The organism is Leptotrichia sp. oral taxon 879 str. F0557 (assembly GCF_000469385.1).
Lineage (GTDB): Bacteria > Fusobacteriota > Fusobacteriia > Fusobacteriales > Leptotrichiaceae > Leptotrichia > Leptotrichia mesophila.
In genome coordinates this window covers 68,334-89,524 of record NZ_KI271335.1, presented here as the reverse complement: position 1 = coordinate 89,524, position 21,191 = coordinate 68,334, and the positions used below count along the sequence as shown (strand labels likewise).

Genomic DNA, 21,191 nt, shown 5'->3' with positions numbered 1-21,191 from the left:
TTTTAGAAATAAAAGGAGAAAAATAATGAATAATAACTTTTTTCAAGTATTTTATGAGCGTAAAGAGGAGTTTTTTAAGGCTGTTATTGAGCATATGCAGATTTCATTTTATGCACTTGTAATTGCTTTAATTATTGCAATTCCGCTTGGAATTTATTTGACATATAAGAAGAAAATAGCAGAAATAATTATCGGACTTACAGCAATAATGCAAACTATACCTTCACTAGCATTACTTGGATTATTGATTCCAATTATGGGAATTGGTAGAAAACCAGCAATTACAGCACTTGTAATTTATGCCTTGCTTCCAATTTTACGAAACACATATACAGGAATAAATGGGGTAGATCCAGTATATATGGTAGCTTCAAGGGCTATGGGAATGAATAAGGCACAGCAGCTTTTTAAAATTCAACTGCCACTTGCAATGCCTGTAATTATGGCAGGAATCCGTACAGCAACAGTGCTTATCATTGGAACGGCGACACTTGCTTCGTTAATTGGTGCAGGAGGGCTTGGAAAACTAATTTTGCTTGGACTTGATAGAAACAATATGAACTTAATTTTACTTGGAGCAATTCCGTCAGCATTGTTAGCAGTTTTATTTGATTTTGTGCTTAAAAAACTGGAAAATAAAAACTGGAAAGTAATTGTAATTTCATTTATAAGTCTATTTATAATATTTTTTGCTGGAAATTCAGTAATGAATAAGCAAAACAAAAAAGATAAAATTGTAATTTCGGGGAAATTGGGAACAGAGCCAGAAATATTGATAAATATGTATAAACTTTTGATTGAAGATGAAATGAATGTGGATGTGGAACTAAAAGCAGGATTTGGAAATACATCATTTAACTTTAATGCCTTGAAATCAGGAAATGTTGATATTTATCCTGAATTTACAGGAACTGTAGTATTCACATTCCTTAACGAAACGCCAGTAAGCAATATAAAAGAGCAAGTTTATGAGCAGGCTAGAAATGGAATCTTGAAAAAATATGATATGGTATTATTAAAGCCGATGGCTTACAATAACACTTATGCAGTTGGAGTGACACAAAAATTTGCAAGTGAAAATAATCTTACAAAAATATCAGACTTGGCACGAGTAAAAGATAAAGCAAAAGTTGGTTTCACAAGAGAATTCGTTGACAGGGAAGACGGGTACAAAGGAATGAAAAAATTATATAACTTTGAATTTTCAAGTGTGAAAGAATTTGAGCCAAAACTACGTTATGTAGCAGTGCAAAGTGGAGATATAAATGTGATTGACGCTTATTCTACGGATAGTGAGCTGGAGCAGTATAAAATTACAGTTCTGGAAGACGATAAGAATTTATTCCCTCCATATCAAGGAGCTCCTTTAATGAAAAGAGAAACTCTGAAAAAATATCCAAAATTAGAGCAAATCTTAAATAAATTACATAATAAAGTCACAGATGATCAAATGCGTAAAATGAACTTTGAAGTGGGGGTCAATGGTAAAAAGGCTTATGATGTGGCAAAGGAATATTTGATTAAAAATGGAATGATAAAAAAATAGAGAAAAACATATATAAATAAACATAAAAATTATCAAAAAACTCTGTGATAAGTATTTAGAAATATTTATTTTTCTGTCTTTATATATTAAAATAAAATTAATTACACATTATTTTCTAAAAAAATATTGACCATTCTTTTTTGATATTATATAATGTAATAGAACAAATTTTGAAAAGATTACAATAGTGTGAATATAATAAAATTATTTTAATTAAATATGAGAATTAAGATAATTTTTGAAATTATAGATAGTTTTATATTTAGGAGTTTAGATGTATATTAAAGTAGATTACTGTATTTTATACAATCTATCTGTAAAATAAAAAAGTTTGGACTAAATGATGTACAATAGCCAAACTTTCAATGTGAAATAATTTTTTACTAAAATAATGATCATCACTTAATCTTATAAATAAAAAAATATCACTATAAAATCATGTTTTAGTAAAATTTTATGATTAAAAACAAGAAATTTAAATAATACATTATTATTCTTTGAAAAAATATTGTTTTTACTGATAATATCTTGTAGTTTTTAGATTTTAACTACAAAAAATAAAATAGAAAGGATGATAAAAAGAATGGCAAATGATTTACAGAGTTTACGGAAAGGATTAAAAAGCTTTGCGAAAAGGTGTAAGGATTTTAAGTATACAGAATCTGCATTACTTACGTTTTTATTATGTGGAACAATAGTGTCAAATAATTTATTTTCGGCTGAAGTTAAGAAACAGACAAGTGTTGGAAGTAATACACAAGCATTGAATAATTTTGTTAAAAATGAAAAATTGAAAATAAAAACATCGAGGTCAAGACATAAAAAACTATTAAATGGATTGAATTTAGAATTAATTGAGCTTATGGAACAAGGGGAACATGTAACAAAAAGTCCATGGAGCAGCTGGCAATTTGCAATAAATGAATTTTCTAATGATTGGAATGGAACTTATAAAGGTCGTGGAGATAAAACAGGAGGATTTATTTATGCTAGAGAAGTAGGAAAAGCAAAATATACTCAAAAAACGAATAATAATCGTTATGGAACAACAAGATTAAATTTAATAGATACGGCTGAACCAAAAGTACCAATACATATGAATGCTTCGATAAATCCAAGAGTTCTAACAAAAGGACGGATAACACCACCTGATAAAACAGTGAATGTTCCGACTTTACCAGAAACTGTTGAATTTACACCAGTTAGTCCAAGTATTCCGACAATAACTCCGTCAACAATTACAATCACACCGATTACATTATCAGCAATTTGGAATAGTAGTGGATTGGATACTGTAGGATTGAATAGAGATGTAACAACTCCTGGTAGGTATGATTTACTTCCGACTACAGCAGCAAGAAATCAGACGGATCCTCATGGGAAGAATTGGCTTGGAGCAAGAAGAGCAGAAACAATTATGGATATAGGAGGTACTCCAGGAAAAGGCTTTACTATTGCTGCAGGGGCAACTATAAACATAAAAAGAGATGGAACAAGAGCTGCGGTTATTGATGCAGGAAATTGGGGACTAAGTACACTACAAACAACATCAGTAACTAATAATGGAAAAATTAATCTTTATAATCAAACTACTGCAGGTCTAGAGGTACAAGGTAATCCACTACTTGGTGATTTTTCTTTGATAAATAATGGAGAAATAATCGGACATGGGAGTAAGCAAGTCGCTTTAACATTGACACCAGAGCAACCAAATGCACACGGAAGTATTCAAACTTTGAAAAATAATACTAAAATTGATATGGCTGGAAGTCAGTCGGTAGGATTAAATATTGTTAATCGAAAACTTTATCGAAGTACAGAGAATGGGGCATTAAATAAAATTTATCCAGGTGGTTTTTATAATGATTTAAAAACAGTAGCAATAAATAGCAGTGGTGCTGAAATAACACTTGGTGGAACAAATAGTTATGGTATTGCTTTTGGAGCATTGGGTCATGATAGTCAATTAACTGAAGGTTCAGTATTTCAAAATTCAGGAGATATAAATGTTAATAATGATAGTTCAGGTGGAATTGCTGTAAAAGCTGCTAAATATTGGGTTGATGTTTCAGGAAAAGATAAAACATTTACGGCGACAGATACTATTTCTGCAACGCTTGAAAATACTTCTACTGGAAAAATTACTGTAAAAGGAACAAATTCATTTGGAATTTATTCTGAAGAGATAAATGGAACAAATCATGGAGCTATAAATATAGAAGGCAGTAAAGATTACTCAATAGCTCTTCGTGCGAATAAAACTGGAACTGTGATACCAACATTAGCTAACAATGGTACAGTTTCTATTTCAAGTACTGGAAAGGAAAATATTGGTTTTTATACGAAGAATGCGAAAGTTGTTAATAACGCTGGAAAAACAGTCAGTATAACTGCTGGTCAAAATATTGGAATGGCGGTTTATGGGACTAGTAAGACTGATTATGGAGAAGGAACTAATGCTGGAACGATTACAGCTAATTCGGCTGGATCTATTGGAGTTATAACTTCTAATTATGGGAAAGTAACAAATACAGGAACTATAGGTGTTACTGGTGGAAATACGTCAGATAATAACAAAGGTACTGTTGCGGTAATTGTTGGGAAAAATTCAACGATTGATAGTAGTAATGGAACGATTAATGCAACTGTAACTGATAACAAATCTATTGGGGTTTATTCTGATGGAACATTAAAATTAGGTACTGGAACGATTTCGGCTGATGCAGGAGCGATTAACTATTTTGCTGATAATAATGGAGAAATTGAAGTTGTAAGTGGAAAAACATCTACAGCTACGACTGGACAAAAATCGCTATTATTTTACAATGGTACAAATGGAACTGGGAAAGTTAAAATAAGTGGGACTTTGAATGCAACAGTTGCTGGTGGGACAGATGCAACTAATAGAGGGACTGCATTTTACTATGTACCAAGTACGACTTCAGCTACTGGAAGTGCGGTTGGATATAATAATACTGTAAATTACGGTGCTTTTGGAGCTTCTGATATTAGTGGTTATTTTGCTACTACTTTTAGTGGAACAATTGCAAATCTTAATTTAACAATGCAAAATGATTCAAGATTGTTTTTAGCTTCAAAAGTTAAGATGAATTTAAGTGATACGAATATTTCATCTGTGCCTGGTGGTCCAACTATAACAGGAAGTAACTATAAAAATTTCATGCTTTATTTAAGTGAAGTTAAAGTAGACAATGCAGTTGATCTTGATAATGCTACAGATCTGTATAATACTTTGGAAATTTCTAATTCATCAATAATTAACCAAAACAAGATAAGCGGAAATGATGACGGTCGTGTTGCAATGGCTCAAGAAAATAAAACAGTATCAAAACCAGCAGTAACTCTAATGAATGACACAGCAGGAACGATTGAACTAAATGGGAAAAATGCGCTTGCAATTTATGCGAAATACGGAAATGTAGTTAATAGAGGGCAAATTACGCTAACTGGAAAGGATTCGACAGGACTTTACGGTGTTGAAAACTCAAAAGTAATTAATGAATCAACTGGAAAAATTACATTAGACGGTGAATCTGGAGCTGCAATGTACTATACAAATACATCTGCAACTAAATTAACTTCTGAAATAATGCAAAATGATGGAACAATTGATGGAGAAAGTGATTCTTCAATCGGAATGATTTACGATGCAGGAAAATTAGATGCGTCAGTTTCAAGTGGAACAGCAACATTAGTAAAAAATACAGGAACAATCTCACTAACAGGAGATAAAAATGTAGGAATCTTTACAAAACCAGATACATTAAACAAAGGGTATGTAACTGAAAATAGTGGAAATATTATATTAACAGGAGATTCTGCAACATTAAGTAATCCAAATGTTGGAATTTATACAACTGGAAAAAACAATACAATTAAAACGAATGCAGGCTCTAAAATTGAGACAGGAGCGAAAACAGTTGGAATATTTGGATATGCAGTGGAAAACTCTGGAGATATAACAGTTGGAAGTGGTGGAGTTGCAATTTATTCACAAAATGGTGATATTGCATTAAGTGATGGAACGATAAAAACTGGAAATGATGAGGCTGTAGGACTTTATTTGGTGGGAGAAAATCAAAATGCTCATGTCAATGTCAATGCAAAATTTGATCTTGGAGATAATTCATTTGGAATTGTAAATGCCAACGCAACTGGAAATAACTATATTACGAGTAGTGCGACAAGTGTTGGATTAGGAAGTAGATCTGTTTACGCATACTCAGCTGATAAACTTGGAGTAATTGCCAATTATACAGATATTAGTACAAAAAATGCAACAAGTAGAGAAAACTTTGGTATTTATTCATCAGGAAGAGTTGATAATCATGGAAATATTAACTTTGAGAACGGTATTGGAAATGTCGGAATTTATGTAACTGGAACAGATGGGAAAGCCTTTAACTTAAATGGTGGAACAATAACAATAAGTAAATCTGATGTTGTTGGAAACAATTATTCAATAGGAATGGCAGCTAAAAATGGTGCAGTTTCTGAAAATGAAGGAATAATCAATGTTACAGGTGACAATGGAATTGGAATGTATGCAAGTGGGCCTGGTTCTAAAGTTATAAATAAGGCAACTGGAGTAATAAACTTATCTGGAGATAGCACAATCGGAATGTATCTTGATGATTATGCAGTTGGAGAAAATTATGGAACGATTCAAACTACTCCAAATTCTACAGGTGAAGGAATTATGGGAGTTTATGTCCTTAATAATGCAGTTATTAAAAACTACGGTACAATCAGAATTAATGCAGTTGATGGAATTGGAGTATATGTTGGAAAAGATGCAAGTTTAGAAGGAAATACATCAACAAATGATATTAACGCCACAGGAACTGATTCAGAACATATTTACAGAACGAGTGGAACTGATACTTCAAAAGGTGTTAGAGGAATAAGATTTAGTTTGCCTCATTTAGGCTCATTAACAGCCGATGTAATTAGAAATGATGTAAATATAACTCCAACATTAGTCGACACAGATATAGCGACACCTTCTCCAAATTATGTTCATTTAGCAGCAGGAGATATTAATTTGAATACTTTTGATCCATTGTTTACTCAAAATAACGGTGGAGGTTCAAGTATTGGAATGTATGTAGATACTTCTGGTGTAAGATACACTAATCCAATTCAAGGGTTAGAAAATCTAACAAGATTGAGAAAAATAAACTTAATTTTTGGAATAGAAGCAACGCAGTATACTGACTCTAAAGATATACAAATTGGAAATAACATTATAGCACCTTATAATGCAGCAATAATGAGTGTCAGCCATGTAAATCCAGCTGCAAAATGGGAAATTTTTTCAAGTAGTTTATTATGGATAGCAACTGCAACACAAAATCCAGATCAAACAATTGCAAATGTATATCTATCAAAAATACCATTTAATTCATTTGCAGAAGATGGAGATATAGATAACTATAATTTCCTAACAGGTTTAGAAGAAAAAGAAGCTTTAAAAGATGTTACAGAAAGAAAGATATTCAATAAATTAAATGGATTAGGAAAAGGAGAGGCCCACATCTTAGCACAAGCAGTTGACGAAATGAAAGGGCACCAATATTCAAATATTCAACAAAGAATATACGAAACTGGAAATACTTTAAGTAAAGAGTTTAAGTATTTACAAGAAGAATGGAGAAATCCTTCAAAACAAAGTAATAAAATAAAAGCCTTTGGAAATAAAGGAGAATTAAAAACTAATACAGCAGGAGTAATTGACTATACAAATAATGCTTATGGTGTAGCGTATGTTCACGAAGATGAAGCAATTAAACTTGGAAATTCAAGTGGATGGTATGCAGGAGTAGCAAACAACCAATTCAAGTTAAAAGACATAGGACATTCACGTGAAAATCAAACAATGATAAAAGCAGGAATATTTAAAACAATGGCACCAAAACAAGATCACAACGGTTCATTAACTTGGAGAATTTCCGCAGAAACATTTGCAGGACGTGGAAATATGAAGCGTAAGTACTGGGTTGTAGACGATACTTATGAAGCTAAAGGTGATTACAACATTTACGGAGTCGCATTAAAAAATGAAATTGGAAAAACGATCAGAACAACTGAAAAAACAAGTATAAGACCATATGGATTATTAAATATGGAATACGGAAAATACTCAAACATTAAAGAATCTGGTCCAATGGCACTTGAAATAAAAGGAAACGATTATTTTTCAGTAAAACCAGAAGCAGGACTTGCATTTAACTTCAAACAAACACTAGGAGCAAGAAGTAATCTAAAAATAAACGTAACAGCAGCCTATGAAAATGAATTAGGAAAATTAAACAATGTTCAAAACAAAGCTAGATTCAGAGGGACACAATCAGAATACTACAATCTTCATGGAGATAAAGAAAATCGAAAAGGAAATGGTAAATTTGATTTAAATTTAGGATGGGATAACACATTGTTTGGAATTACAGTTAATGCTGGATATGATACGACTGGGAAGAATTTTAGAAGTGGAATAGGATTTAGAGCAATTTATTAATCTAAGTAATTTAAGTAGTTTAGTTGACTTTAAAATAATTTAATTGATAATGAAAAAACAGTGGAATTTTTAGGTTTCACTGTTTTTTTAGAGTTTTAAGGATGGTTCTATTATTATTTTTTATTATAATTTTAATTAATATTTTAAAAATTGAAAAATACTCAATCTTACTAGTTTAGTAATGTATAATAATAAGATATAAAGTTTATTCAGTTAGTATTATTATTAATATGATTTTTATTAACCAAATTAATTTGAAGGAATATCGTTAGGTTTAGGTCCTTTAGGTTTGTGATTTAACATTTCTATTAGTTTGTTTGCCTCGTCTTTTGAGACTTTTCCGCTATTTAAAGATTTTGTAAGAGATTGAATTTCTGTGTCAGTTAATCTTTTTGGTGCGTCTTTTGGCTTGCATTTATCATTTGGTTTACCGTGCGGACCTTTTCTTTCCAGCATTTTTGCAATTTCTGCCCCTTCATCTTTTGTAATTTTCCCATTATTTAATTTGGTTCTCAATTCTTCGATTCTAGCTAGATTAGGTTTTTTTATAATATTTCCGTTTTCATCCACAAGATTTCCATTACTGTCTTTTTGCAGTCTGTGTGGCGGTTTGCATTCATCATTGGCCATGCTATTGGCAGTAGTAGTTCTGCTAGGATTATTTGTCGCAACAGTTGTTCCTGCAAATACTGATAATGAAGTTAATAAAGCGATTCCTAAAATTTTTTTCTTACCTATTTTTTTCATAGTAGTTCCTCCGATTATTTATTTTATATTTTTTGCATCGTTCCATATCGACAAGAATATAATATCAATAAATTTTGACAAAATTATGTAAAATTTGTGTCTTTTTTGTGAAGTTTTAAAATTTTTTTGAAAAAATATTCTACTTTGATAATTTTAAGTTAATATAATTGAATTAAAAAGATTTTTTTAGTATAATTAAGAAGATTAAGTTTATGAAAGGGGAAAATTATGTTAAAAAGAGCAAAAAAATTGTATGAAAAATATAAAAAAACAAAAGTTACAGTAGAAGATTTGAAAAAGGCTGGAAAATTGAAAAATCATCTAGGGGCAGTTGCCACAAAATTTGGACTTCTTGTTAGAATGCTGCAGGCGGACAGAAGAGGAGAATTTAAGATTCCGGCGATGGATAAGGTAAAAATCATTGGAGCAATTGTTTATGTGATTTCAACAATTGATGCGGTGCCTGATATTTTGCCCATTATTGGATTTGGCGATGATATTGGGATTGTAGCTTATGTTATTTCAAAATTAGGGGATTTAATTTCTGAATATGAAAAATTTGAGATACAGAAGAAAAGAGAAGACAAAGATAGGAATGTAGATTGGGATAATCTAAGAGTTGTAAATGAAGATTAGAAATGGAGAAATATGAAAAAAGAAAATTTTTTGAGGCAGTTTCCGAAAGAAATGGAGTATCTGGCGAGTAAATTATATAATTCATATGAAATTGCACGAAACTATGAAATTATAAGTTTTACTGAGGAATTTTATACACCAAATTTTTGGAAGAAGCTTGGAAAAAAGATGGGCGGAGTGAATATTGCCTGTGATGGAGTTTTTAGTGATAGCGATAGACGGCAAATTGCGTTTGTACCTGAAATTTTTATAAATGGAAATGATAATTTTGAAAATTTTTGTAATGATATTGATAGGAATAGTGAAAATTTTGATATTGATGATGAAAAAATAAAAAGTTATGGAGAATTTGAAGAAAATTTTAGTAAAAATAGTTTTGAATTTCCGAATAAATTGTTAAAAATATCGATAGATTCAAGATTCCGTGAATATTTACACAAAGATTTTTTAGGAAGCCTTATGGGTCTTAATATAAAAAGAGAACTTATGGGGGATTTGATTATTGAAAGTGAAAATAAACAGGTTTTGGGATACATTCCAGTTTCTGAAAAGATTGCAGATTATATTATTTCAGAATTAAAGCAAATTGGAAAAGCGCCTTGTGAAATTGAAATTATTGAAACCAAAAATAAAAACAGTCTTCCAAAATACAAGTATGATGATAAGTTAGTAACTGTTCCGTCAAAACGTCTAGATAGTATAGTTTCAACAATTACCAATTTATCCCGTACAAAAGTAATTGATCCGATTGAAAAGGGAAAAGTGCTGGTAGATTATGTAGAAGAAAAGGACAAGTCAAAAATGCTTGAGATTGGTAGTTTGATTACGATAAGAGGATTTGGAAAGTATAAGTTATTTTTGGATAAAGGAGAAACAAAAAAGGGGAAAGAACGAATTCTTGTGAAAAAATATATTTAGAATTTTAAAATAAAAAAATAAACTTATTAATTTTAATTTAAATATTTTAAATTAAAGAAAGAAGGTAGAAAAATGAAAGATGTTACACCGAAAAGTAATTTTGAAATACTTATAAGATGTCTGGTGATAGCGGTTGGGATAGTGGCAGTAATTGCTTTTCTGAAATTGGCATTTTCGGTATTTTTATCAGTTGCAGGTTGGATAATTCCGATTGCATTAATATTATTTTTATATGAAAAATTTAAGGGAAAATAGTTTTTTTTAAATTTTGATTAAATAGATAATTAAATAATTTTAGGGATTGAGAAAATATGTAATTTTTGAATTTAGATTTGAAAAAGTATTATTATAAAAAATAGAAAAGGAATGAAAAGATGGAAAGAAATGAAATAAAACAGGAATATAAATGGAATTTATCGGATATTTATGAAAACTATTCAGCTTGGGAAAAGGATTTTAAGAAAGTTAGTGAGCTGAAAAAAGAATTGGCTGGATTTAAAGGGCAATTTGGGAATGAAGGGAAGTTATTAGAGTTTTTTCAGAAGCAGGAGGAAATGGATAAGATTTCTTATAAATTATATCGATATCCTCAACTTGCGAGGGATTTGAACTCCTCGGATAAGGAGGCTGTGGAGCATTTGCAGAAGGTGCAGTTTTTGTTTGCGGAGATTTCTACTGAATTGTCCTGGGTAAATTCGGAACTGGTTGATAATCGTGAGAATATTGAAAAATGGATTGAAAAAAAAGAATTTGATGATTATAGATTTGGACTAAAAAATTTGTTTAGGTTGCAAAAGCATATTCTGGAAGAAAAGGAAAGCAAATTGCTGTCGTACTACAGCTCATTCTTTTCAGCACCGAGAAGCATTTATTCGGAAGTTACGGTTACGGATGTGGAATGGCCTCAGGTTACGCTTAGTTCAGGAGAAAAAGTGGATGTAACGCCTGCTAATTATTCTAAAATTTTGTCTACAAATAGAAATCAGGAAGACAGAAAACTGATGTTTCAGACATTTTACACAATTTATGAAAAGAAAAAAAATACGATTGCTGCAATTTATAACTCAATTTTACAAAAAGGGATTGCTTCAAAGAAAGCCTACAATTACGATTCATTTTTGTTAAGCCATCTGGAAAGTGACAATATTCCAGAAGAAATTTATTTAAATCTTGTAAATACGGCGAAAAATAATACAAAACCATTGCAAAGATATTTAAAATTGAGAAAGAAAATTTTAGGACTTGAAAAATATTATAATTTTGATGGCTCAATTAATCTGATAGAATTTGACAAGGAATACGAGTATGATGATGCGAAGGAAATAGTGTTAAATTCAGTTGCTCCACTTGGAAAAGATTACGTAGAAAAAATGAAAAAAGCGATTTCAGAAGGCTGGCTGGATGTATTTGAGGCGAAAGGGAAAAGAACGGGAGCGTATTCTGCTGGAGTTTACGGAGTTCATCCATATATGCTTCTAAATTACAACAAGACTTTAGACAGCGTATTTACATTGGCACATGAACTGGGACATACCTTGCACACTCTTTACTCAGATGAAAATCAGCCTTTCTCGATGGCAGACTACACAATTTTCGTAGCGGAAGTGGCTTCCACATTTAACGAAAGATTACTGCTCGACTATATGCTGGAAAATACCAATGATCCAAAAGAAAGAATCGCACTACTGGAGCAGGAAATTGGAAATATTGTTGGAACATTCTATTTTCAGGCATTGCTGGCAGATTATGAATATCAGGCACACAAGCTGGCAGAAGCTGGAGAGCCAATCACAGCGGAAGTTTTAAGCAAAATTATGGAAGACTTGTTTGACAAATATTACGGCGATATAATCGAAAAAGATGATTTAATCTATATTTTCTGGGCAAGGGTTCCACACTTTTTCAACTCGCCATTTTACGTGTATCAATACGCTACTTGCTTTGCCTCATCAGCAATTTTATATGAAAAAATGATAAATTCAAGTGATGAAAACGAGAAAAAACAAACACTAGACAAATACATTCAATTATTAAGCTCAGGAGGAAATGACTTCCCAATGGAACAGCTTAAAAAAGCAGGAGTTGATTTATCAAAAATTGAAACAATAGAGGCTGTAGCAAAACAGTTTGATTTGTTGCTAGATAAATTGGAAGTAGAGATTGGGAAGTTGTAGAAAGGTATTGAAATATAATTAAAAAAGAAAGGAAAAATTTATGTTAAAAACAAGTATTAGTTTTCAATTAAATAGAACTAAAGAAGAAAAAGAAAAATTACCAATAGATGTAGAGGCTATCTCAGAGTTTCTGGGAAAAGGTTTTGAGGAAAATACATACCAAGGTAATGTTAAATTTGAATTTAATTCAAGATTCAATCCTCCAAATGTAGTAGAAGTATTAATATTGATAGGAGAGATTACTAATAATATAGAACAAATTTCAAATGGATTAAATTTTCTTTTGATTCAATTAAAATATTTATTAGGTAAGGAAAAATTCAAAAATTATGAAACATATTTAAATATAAAGATAGAAAGTCGAAACATAGATAGAACTATTGCAGAAAATCGGAAAATTAATGAAAAAATAGAGGAAAAAACTGCTAAAATAACAACTTCTGAAGATTTAACAGAAAAAGCAATACAGGACATTGTAGAGACTGTAACAGATAAAATTTTTTAATATATTAATGTAATAGTGAGTTTAGGCTAGCAAAGCTAGGGTTAGCAAGTATAATTTTAATATCTTTCATTTTTATTATAACATTATTATTAGAAAAATATTTACAACAAGGAGATGATAGTATGAAGTTATTATTTGCGGAGTTAATTATAAGTCTAAATATGGAAATATTAGTACAAAATATATTAGCCTTGCTGACCTAAGCTCACTATTATATTTTATCAAAAAGTTGAAAATAAAAAAGAAAAAACATAATAAAAATAGTAAAAATCGTTATTAAACAAAATAATCTAATAATCCTATTGGAAGCTAGAGGTTCTAATTTCTTGCTAAATAATATGTAATTCAAAATTTATTAAATATTTGTTATTTAAATGGGAAATAGTATTAATTTTCTAATTAAAATCAATTCTGTTTTCAATATTAATAACATTGGTTTATTGTGTTGACAATGTAATTGTAAATTGATATAACGAAGAAAAAAGGAGGTATTTGTTATGGCAAATGCAAATTTAAGTATTAGAGTTGATAGAGAAACAAAAGAAAAAGCAAACGAATTATTTAACAAATTTGGATTGACAATGACAACGGCAGTAAATATGTTCTTAAAAACTGCAATTAGAGAAAATAGAATCCCTTTTGAATTGAAATTGAAAGAAGAGCCAAATGAAGTAACTTTAGAAGCAATGAGAGAAGCTGATAGAATTGCAAGAGATGATAGTGTAAAGGGATATGACAGCATAGAGGAGTTGAGAGAGGCACTTGGTGTATAAAGAATTAGATTCACACTCAGAACTGTTTTAGTATGGTTCTGAGTTTTTTATGATATTATGTTGTTTAAAAACTGTGTAACTATTAAAATATTCTTTAATTAAATTTTATCATTAAGTATCTATCTTAAAGAGTTTTATAATTTAATATACAATGTCGTGATTTTTTTGGAATGAAAACGATTGTCTGAGCGTTAGCGAGTTTCGTTTTTGTTTCAAAAGCTATAATCCAAACATTAATTGTAATTGTATTTAAAAAAAGAGTTGTCTAAATTATTAAACTAGGCAACTCTAATTTTTTTTGCTAATTTTATATTTCAATTCTTTAAGTGATATTGGGTTTACTTTCAGTAAATCTTTATAAACGTTATTTAAGTGCTTAATTGCAGTTTTGTCTGTTGTTTTTATGCAAGTTTCGTGATTTAGCATAAATCCTGTGTCGGTAAAGTTTAAGGAACCTAAAAATGCAATTTTATTATCAATTATGTAGATTTTGCTGTGAAGATTGTAGTTCTTGCTTAAAATATGAATATTAAAATTATCACGCAATGAATAGTAAAATTCGTTGTTTTTTATTGCTGTTCTTAGAAAAAATGTAAAAATTCCTAGAAAAATTGTTAAAACTAAAAGATTGTTTTTTGTAATTGGAAATACAGACTTTGTAAAGGAAATATCAAAGAGAAATAGTGTAAAAATTTCTAGTGCTGCAATTGACAAAATTAAATAGAGTATTGTTAGTATAATTTTTGCCAAGAGAAGAATAAACTTTCCAAAACCTAGTATTGAATGATATTTAAATAAGTTTTTTCGTAAAAAAGGATAAATTTTTTCATTATCTTTTGAAACAATATTTACCTGCACGTCTTTATTTAATGAACTAAAAATATCTTCAGTTATCATATCCCCACTTAAAAAGGGAGAGATTACTGTAATTGATTTCTTGGCTTTTTGGATTGCATTTCGTACACTAATGCCAGCCTTTTTTCCAACATAGATATCACAGGAAATTCCTTCTAAGAAAGGTTGCTCAGCTTTTGGAATATTTCTTGTTCTTGTAGTTTTTTTCGTTGTGTAGTTAGTTCGTTTTGTTGTCTTTTTTTTTATCATTTTCTTTTATATCAGGACTTTTTAAAAAGTCAGAAATCTCCTTCATTGTTCGGTTATCTTTCAAAATACTCGTGTGAGTAGTATTATTAATAATTTTAAAATTATCAGATTCCATTTTTGCAGTTTCCAAAGGTACCATTCCATCGTCCTTTCCATGAATAATCATTGAATACAGCGGATTATTTGTCTTGTTTCCAATTAGAATCATATAATCATAATTAGGTTCGCCAAGCTGATTTACAAAACTATCCTTTTTTGTGCTAAATTGTGGAACGACTTTTCCGAGCATAACTGGGAGTTTGTCTACAAACGGAACATCTGCTAGATGGCTTCCGTGCGATGGCGGAGAAATAAATACAACTTTTCCTAAATTTTCAATAGGATTTTCCTTTAAATAATATCGCAAAATCCCAGTTCCCATCGAGTGTGCTACAAAATTAATCTTTACATTTTTTTGTGCATTTTCATCATTTGTTTTCTCTTTTCGTTTTCCATTTTCATCAATTTCATAATACTGATTTTCTATTTTTCTATGCAGATTGTCTGCATAAATCTGCCCGTTAATATCCTCAATATTTGGCTTTATATAACGTTCAACAATCTCTTCAGCAGTATCCTTGGTAGTAGGATACTGAATGTTGATAATCCTGTAATCATTCTTGAATTTTTGTGCGATACTTTCCATATCCGAACTTTTCCCGTAAATACCGTGAAGAAGTACTATAAAATCTTGATTTTTCCGAGATTTATCATCTTTTTCATAGTAAGTCTTGATTTTATACTCATGGTAAAGAATTCCAGCAACAACATTTTGAGTTGCAACTGCTCCAGCTACTGTAATTATTGAGCTAATTAATATATTTTTTGCTATTTTTTTCATTTTATTTCCTTTATTTATTTTTATGAAGTTTAGTATAAAATTCAAAAATTCCCATTTCCCCAAGTTTTGCTACATATTCATCAATTTCTTCGATATATTCTGAAATTTTTTGTCCCTGTCCGCCAGTTGTGATAACGTAAGCGTTTGGAAAGGAATTTTTGTATTGTAAAATTAATTCTTTTATTGCACCAACATTTCCGTAAAAGATACCGGCATTGATTTGCGAAATTGTATTTATCCCTAAAACTGTTTCAGGCTCGGTAAATTCGATTTTTGGCAAGGCAGCGGTGTTGCTAAACAAGGCATTTATTGAAAGTGTGATTCCAGGAAGAATGCAGCCGCCCATATAAGTGGAATCTTTTATCATGTCAAAAGTTGTGGCTGTACCAAAATCAATTATTAAAAGTTCCTTTTCTGGATACAGTTTTTTTGCGGCCAAAATGTCTACAATCCTGTCTGCACCAAGACCACGTTCCATATTTGGCAAAATTTTTATTTCATTTTCTACATTGTCAAGTGTTACAAACATTGGATTGATGTTAAAATATTTTTTTCCAAGCCTTGCAAAATTTTCGTTAATATTTGGAACAACTGATGAAATAACAATATCTTTAATATCTGAGATTTCTAAATTGCTGTTTTTTGCAAATTCCTTTAACATTACAAAAAGAGTATCTTCGGTAAATTCCAGATGTGTCGGTATTCTGAAAGTTGCTAGAATATCGCTATTTTCATTATAAAAAATTGGTATAATATGTGTATTTCCAATATCAAATCCTAAAATCATTATTTTTCCTTTCTGTTAGTGATACTAATCCCCTTTTAAATAGCGGATTTATTATAAACTTATCTAATAAATGATATAAACCCAATATTTTCAAATAATTTAAGATGTAATTTTTATTTTTTAAACAGGATTTAGTATAAATTAATCCGTCGGAGCATTTTTCTGTGCTGACAAAACTGTTTGAGCATAGCGAGTTTTTTGCCAGTGCAGGAAGTGTCGTAGACTAGCCAATAGGTATTGCGTAGCAATCTTGCCAAATATTTTGATTATTAGGACAAACCTTTACTGCAAGATAAGGATTTGCGGCAATGAGCAATCCTACGAAAATAAAATAGAAAAAAATTGAATGATTATGAATGAACTATTAAAAAATCCTATTATAAAAATTTATTCTCATTTTTAAACGGAGTTTAGTATGAGTTTATTAAAAGATTAAACTCAAAATCTTGTCTAAATTTAAATATATAAAGATATTTTATTTTACAAACAGCTTAATATAAGCAACAATTGATAAAATAACGCCTATAATCGCTTCTCCGCTCATTAATCCATTTGAAATTAAAAGCAGGTTTGAGTGAGATTTTTGTGAAATTCTGTTTCCAAAAAAACTTGCAAGTCCGCCTAAAAATACAGTTGAAGTTAAATAAAACGGTACGTAGATTCCGATTCCAAAAGTTAAAACTGGCAAATTTAACAGGCTTAAAAGCAGTCCCGTTACAAGTCCAATAAAGAAAATATTCAAAAACGGAATTCCGTTTATTACTGTTGCCACAATTGAAGCTTGTAATGCTATCAAATCGGTATTTTCTACTGGACCGATAGTTTTATAGACTCTGAAAAATACAAAAAATAAGAATGTTATTACAAAAGAACTTGCGATTGAGCCAATTAATTCACCCAAAAGCTGTTCTGATGGATTTACTTTCATTTTATATCCTGATTTAAAGTCATTTAGAATATCGCCAGAAAGTCCACATGCGACGGCTATAATGCAAGCCAGTAAAAATAGTGTCAGAGTGTTTAAGTTTGTAGAAAATTTTATTCCGCCAATGTTTAATCCGTTTAACATTTTATTTAAAAATGAAATTACCAGAATTGTGATTATGGCGTAAATTTCCATTGGGTTAACTCCAGTCTTTCCAGTCGAATAACCTGCGATTATCGTGCATAAAATCGAGATTAGGACTAAAACTAATGCAAGAAATATTGGAAGTTTATAAATAAAAATTATTATAATTATTGAAACGGCTGATAAAATAAATAATTTTGTAACAATACTTCTATTTTCTGAATTATTCTTTGATTTATTTGAAAAAATAATTTTCAAAATTACAGCGATTCCAATTCCAATCATAAATCCCATTCCAAAACTATTTTTCATAATGGGAAAATCAGCAATTTTAAACATTTTTGCAAGCGGTTCCCCAATAAAAATTATAGCAGCGCCGCCTAAAAACCAGACAAATGTATTTAAAAATCCAAGTACATATCCGATTCCGACTAAAAGAGGCGATACATAAAAGCTGAAAGGCAGATTTTCTAGTGAGACTAATGCTGGAATAGTAGGAGCTTTTCCTTTTGAAAAATTAAAATCACGCAAGAGAGCGACAATGGAGCTAAATAATGTTCCAAAACCGACATAACGGATACTTCCCGTATTTTTTCCAGAATTTACAAGGTTATATGCCGCTTCTCCAATTGGAAATTCCAATTTTTCCTCTTCAATCAGCTTTGTACGAAAAATATATGATAAAAATGCTCCAGCAATACTTCCAATCAAAATAGTCAAAAATAACAGCTGCTGATTAATATCCGTAAGCTTTCCGCCTAAAATAAGATAGGCAGGCATTGTGAAAGCAACTCCGCCAGCCACCATTGATCCAGCGCTCATAATTGTATGCGTAATTGTAATCTCTTTATTATTAGCCTTTTTAAAGAAGTTTAGAGTCATCATAGATAAAAGTGTGACCATTATCGTAGGCCATGGTAATGCTCCAAATTTCAGGACGATGTAAAAGGAACTGGCGGATACTAGGATTGCTCCGATAATTCCTGTAAAAATTGCTGAAAATGTTATATTTATTTCATTATTTTTAGTTCTAGTTCTTGTTTTCTTTGTTTTTGTCATTAAGTTTCCTCCTTTAGTATTTGTTAAAATTTTACTTCATTTTTAGGTTGTTTGTCAATTAAATTTTATAAAGTTAGAGCAGTGATATTTTAGTGGTGTACTTCCGTATCAAAAAATTCTTATAAATTTTTCTTGCAAAATAAAATAAAATATGATAAACTGTTTTAGTAATTAAATTAGAAGTAGAAACATTGTTTCTCACCTTTCCATCAATATATTTAGATTTTGGATTGATTTTTCAAATAGAAATAGAATAATGAGTTCTATTTTCAGGATGAGTTGGGTATTAGTTATTTGATATTTTATAATAAAATAAGTATTTTTATTATACTAATTTTGTTGTAGAATTTGTTTATATGATAACTATTGAGCAAGGTTTCTTATATCTTGTTTTTTTATTGTAAAAAAATTAGGAGGTGTTTTTTATAAGAGGAAATAACCGATCTGATGAGCCAAGAATGAATGAGCGAATTAGGGCAAGAGAAATTAGAGTTGTTGGTGATGATGGAGAACAGTTTGGAGTAATGTCAGCTAGAGATGCGTTGGCACTTGCTGCAGAAAAAGAATTGGACTTAGTTGAAATTTCACCAAATGCAACACCGCCTGTATGCAAAATTATGGACTATGGAAAATTCAAGTATGAGAAAACGAAGAAAGACAAGGAAAATAAGAAAAAACAAAAAAATGTCGTTATTAAAGAGATTAGAATTAAACCTCATATTGACGAGCATGATAAAGAAACAAAAATTTCTCAAATTGAAAAATTTATAGCCAAGGAGCATAAGGTAAAAGTCAGCCTAAGACTTACAGGTAGAGAAAGATTACATGCAGAATCTGCTATTAAAGTATTAGACGAGTTTGCAAGCCATTTTGAAGAAACTGCAACAGTTGAGAAAAAATACGGAAAAGAACAGGTTCAAAAATTTATTTTATTATCGCCTAAAAAATAAAGGCAAAATTAAAAAAAGTGAAAAGTGATTTAGGAGGAAAGAAAATGCCAAAAATGAAAACACATAAAGGAACAAAAAAAAGAGTTAAAGTTACAGGAAGTGGAAAAATTTCTATAAGACACTCAGGAAAGAGCCATATCTTGACTAAAAAGACTCATAAAAGAAAAAAACGTCTAGGACAAGACGCAATCGCTCCAAAAGGTGCTGAAAGAAAAATCAAAAAAGCATTGGCTGGACAAGAAGGAAGATAGTTTAAGTAATTACCTTAAAATTATTTTTAAAAAAGCAATTTAACAAATTTATTACTTTTATCTAAAAGTGAAGTTAAAAAAAGCAGTTTAAAACAAAAGTTAACAGCTTTTTATTAAAAAATTAAAATTAAAAATTAACAAAAGTTAGTTCTGAAAATATAAAGAACAAAAAACGGCTAAAATATCAAGGAGGAAAGAAGATGCCAAGAGTAAAAACAGGAATAGTTAGAAGAAAAAGACATAAAAAAGTTTTAAAAGAAGCAAAAGGTTATAGAGGAGCTATAAAAACAAATTATAAAAAGGCTAATGAAGCAGTTAAAAAAGCTATGGCTTACGCAACTGAACATAGAAAATTGAAAAAAAGAAAAATGCGTGAATTATGGATTATCAGAATTAACGCTGCTGCAAGATTAAATGGAATTTCTTATTCAAGATTGATGAACGGACTTAAAAAAGCTGGAATTGAGCTTGATAGAAAAGTTTTAGCAGATTTAGCATTAAATAATCCTGCTGAATTTGCAAAATTAGTAGAAAAAGTTAAATAGAAATAAATAACAAATCAATACTCAAATGGTAATTTTTAATAAAATAAGCTATTTGGGTATTAATTTTTTTAATACGGTTTCCCATTTAAATAGTAGAAATCAGAAAATTCATGGAATCAAAGCCTTTTTTACAAGATTGTAGTGTTTACAAACTATGTAACTATAAAATATTTTTTAATTAAATTTAATCATTAGCTATTCATATAAAGGATTTTTATTTAAGGTTTGAAAAACTCTTATTATTAATAAATATTTTTTATAATTTCATGTTTTTTCTTTTTATATAAGCAAGGGAAATCAATCGCCATTTCCCTTTATTTTGCAATAACAGTTATTTTAACATATTTAAATGACATATTAAAGAGAATAGCGAAAGTGCTACACATTAACCCTGACTCATCTAAGCATTTTTTTGAAATATTCCCAAATTTTATTTGGGAAAGTAGTCTAAACATTTATTATTTGGATAAACCTTGATTACTACGAAAACGAAACTCACTAACGCTCACTTTCGCAAATAAAGTTTAGAACAACTCTATAAAATATATTTGCTATAAAGCTTTTGGCGAAAGAAACACATAAATGTGTTTAGTCGTTTTTATTCCAAAAAAATCACGACATTCTATATTAAATTGTAAAGATTATTATATTTAAGTTTAAGGCTTTTACATTTTAAAAATATTAAATAAGCAAAATTTCGTTAAAGGAA

At 30.0% G+C, this 21,191-nt stretch carries 16 protein-coding genes; 11 read left to right on the top strand and 5 right to left on the bottom strand.

Going from position 1 to position 21,191, the window contains the following annotated elements; all coding sequences use genetic code 11:
• Window positions 1-25 precede the first annotated feature (25 nt).
• Together HMPREF1552_RS07575 and HMPREF1552_RS07570 are read left to right on the top strand one after the other, a co-directional pair.
• Complete coding sequence (locus HMPREF1552_RS07575; RefSeq protein WP_021744559.1) at window positions 26-1,546, top strand: ABC transporter permease/substrate-binding protein; 1,521 nt, start codon at window positions 26-28, stop codon at window positions 1,544-1,546.
• 583 nt (window positions 1,547-2,129) lie between these two features.
• Window positions 2,130-8,084 carry an autotransporter-associated N-terminal domain-containing protein gene (locus tag HMPREF1552_RS07570; RefSeq protein WP_039901384.1) on the top strand — a complete coding sequence of 1,985 codons (5,955 nt, stop codon included), beginning with the start codon at window positions 2,130-2,132 and terminating at the stop codon, window positions 8,082-8,084.
• A gap of 249 nt (window positions 8,085-8,333) precedes the next feature.
• Here the strand turns inward: HMPREF1552_RS07570 and HMPREF1552_RS07565 are convergent, their stop codons facing one another.
• Entirely contained in the window at window positions 8,334-8,831 is a 498-nt protein-coding gene (locus HMPREF1552_RS07565) for a hypothetical protein (protein WP_021744557.1), read from the bottom strand.
• 228 nt (window positions 8,832-9,059) lie between these two features.
• Here HMPREF1552_RS07565 and HMPREF1552_RS07560 point away from each other — a divergent pair, with 228 nt between their 5' ends.
• From HMPREF1552_RS07560 to HMPREF1552_RS07535, 6 genes are all read left to right on the top strand, one after another.
• On the top strand, window positions 9,060-9,467 hold the full coding sequence (locus HMPREF1552_RS07560; protein ID WP_021744556.1) for a YkvA family protein: 408 nt from the start codon (window positions 9,060-9,062) through the stop codon (window positions 9,465-9,467).
• 12 nt (window positions 9,468-9,479) lie between these two features.
• A complete protein-coding gene (locus tag HMPREF1552_RS07555) occupies window positions 9,480-10,385 on the top strand; it encodes a YlmH/Sll1252 family protein (protein ID WP_021744555.1) in 906 nt (301 codons plus the stop codon).
• A gap of 72 nt (window positions 10,386-10,457) precedes the next feature.
• On the top strand, window positions 10,458-10,640 hold the full coding sequence (locus HMPREF1552_RS07550) for a hypothetical protein (protein ID WP_021744554.1): 183 nt from the start codon (window positions 10,458-10,460) through the stop codon (window positions 10,638-10,640).
• Window positions 10,641-10,759: 119 nt separating this feature from the next.
• Complete coding sequence (gene pepF, locus HMPREF1552_RS07545; RefSeq protein WP_021744553.1) at window positions 10,760-12,559, top strand: oligoendopeptidase F; 1,800 nt, start codon at window positions 10,760-10,762, stop codon at window positions 12,557-12,559.
• Between the two features lie 40 nt (window positions 12,560-12,599).
• Window positions 12,600-13,064, top strand: coding sequence for a hypothetical protein (locus tag HMPREF1552_RS07540; protein WP_021744552.1), 465 nt, complete (start codon window positions 12,600-12,602; stop codon window positions 13,062-13,064).
• Window positions 13,065-13,561: 497 nt separating this feature from the next.
• Entirely contained in the window at window positions 13,562-13,837 is a 276-nt protein-coding gene (locus HMPREF1552_RS07535; protein WP_021744551.1) for a type II toxin-antitoxin system RelB/DinJ family antitoxin, read from the top strand.
• 288 nt (window positions 13,838-14,125) lie between these two features.
• Here HMPREF1552_RS07535 and HMPREF1552_RS07530 read toward each other — a convergent pair whose 3' ends face one another.
• The 4 genes from HMPREF1552_RS07530 to HMPREF1552_RS07515 form a co-directional block, all read right to left on the bottom strand.
• Entirely contained in the window at window positions 14,126-14,941 is an 816-nt protein-coding gene (locus tag HMPREF1552_RS07530) for a phospholipase D-like domain-containing protein (protein WP_021744550.1), read from the bottom strand.
• Window positions 14,910-15,821, bottom strand: coding sequence for a triacylglycerol lipase (locus HMPREF1552_RS07525; RefSeq protein ID WP_039901402.1), 912 nt, complete (start codon window positions 15,819-15,821; stop codon window positions 14,910-14,912). Before HMPREF1552_RS07525 ends, HMPREF1552_RS07530 begins: the two co-directional genes overlap by 32 nt.
• A 10-nt stretch (window positions 15,822-15,831) precedes the next feature.
• Window positions 15,832-16,608 carry a type III pantothenate kinase gene (locus tag HMPREF1552_RS07520; protein WP_021744548.1) on the bottom strand — a complete coding sequence of 259 codons (777 nt, stop codon included), beginning with the start codon at window positions 16,606-16,608 and terminating at the stop codon, window positions 15,832-15,834.
• Between the two features lie 475 nt (window positions 16,609-17,083).
• Window positions 17,084-18,736, bottom strand: a complete 1,653-nt coding sequence (locus HMPREF1552_RS07515) for an OPT/YSL family transporter (RefSeq protein WP_021744547.1) — start codon at window positions 18,734-18,736, stop codon at window positions 17,084-17,086.
• Between the two features lie 416 nt (window positions 18,737-19,152).
• Between HMPREF1552_RS07515 and infC the strand changes: the two genes are divergently transcribed.
• From infC to rplT, 3 genes are all read left to right on the top strand, one after another.
• Window positions 19,153-19,686, top strand: a complete 534-nt coding sequence (gene infC / locus HMPREF1552_RS07510) for a translation initiation factor IF-3 (protein WP_021744546.1) — start codon at window positions 19,153-19,155, stop codon at window positions 19,684-19,686.
• A gap of 44 nt (window positions 19,687-19,730) precedes the next feature.
• Window positions 19,731-19,937, top strand: a complete 207-nt coding sequence (gene rpmI / locus HMPREF1552_RS07505) for a 50S ribosomal protein L35 (protein ID WP_026746377.1) — start codon at window positions 19,731-19,733, stop codon at window positions 19,935-19,937.
• Window positions 19,938-20,137: 200 nt separating this feature from the next.
• Complete coding sequence (rplT, locus tag HMPREF1552_RS07500) at window positions 20,138-20,482, top strand: 50S ribosomal protein L20 (RefSeq protein WP_015769536.1); 345 nt, start codon at window positions 20,138-20,140, stop codon at window positions 20,480-20,482.
• Window positions 20,483-21,191 lie beyond the last annotated feature (709 nt).